General features: G+C 70.6%; 2 pseudogenes. One reads left to right on the top strand and one right to left on the bottom strand.

Features of this window, described 5'->3' with window-relative positions:
- Positions 1-63: 63 nt before the first annotated feature.
- Positions 64-240 (bottom strand): annotated as a pseudogene (locus A5712_RS30715) (NAD(P)/FAD-dependent oxidoreductase); the annotation flags it as partial.
- Here A5712_RS30715 and A5712_RS31810 point away from each other — a divergent pair.
- Positions 239-531: pseudogene (locus A5712_RS31810) on the top strand (NAD(P)/FAD-dependent oxidoreductase); the annotation flags it as partial. The pseudogenes A5712_RS30715 and A5712_RS31810 overlap by 2 nt on opposite strands.

Here is a 531-nt window from a genome sequence, read left to right on the forward strand (position 1 = left end):
GACGACGCCGCGGCCGAACGGCTGGCCAAGTCGATGGACCACGTGATCGAGGAGCATGCCCCCGGTTTCGGCGCGGCCCATGCCGGGCGCCGGGCGAAAGATCACCATCTGTTGCAGCTGCGCCGTTCCCCCGTTGAGGGCACCCAAATGCAGGTTGGCGTCGCTGGCCTCCAGGTCCGACGGGCGCTGCACGAACCGGTCGATCACCGCCGCGCCGAAACCGGGGGCATGCTCCTCGATCCCGTGGCGATCGAACGGCCTGCGGGGCGTGGGCACCGTCCACCTGGGGGCCGACGGCGACGGGCTGGTGCGCTGGATGGCCGACCTGAACACCAGGGTGGTGCCCGAGCGCCCATTCATGCTGTTGGGCCAGACCACCACCGCGGATCCGACCCGGTCGCCGGCGGGCACCGAAAGTGTTTGGGCCTACTCGCATTTGCCGCGCAACGTGGCCGACGACGCCGCGGCCGAACGGCTGGCCAAGTCGATGGACCACGTGATCGAGGAGCATGCCCCCGGTTTCGGCGCGGC

Origin of the sequence: Mycobacterium sp. E2327, from assembly GCF_001672675.1 — a bacterium.
Classification (GTDB): domain Bacteria; phylum Actinomycetota; class Actinomycetes; order Mycobacteriales; family Mycobacteriaceae; genus Mycobacterium.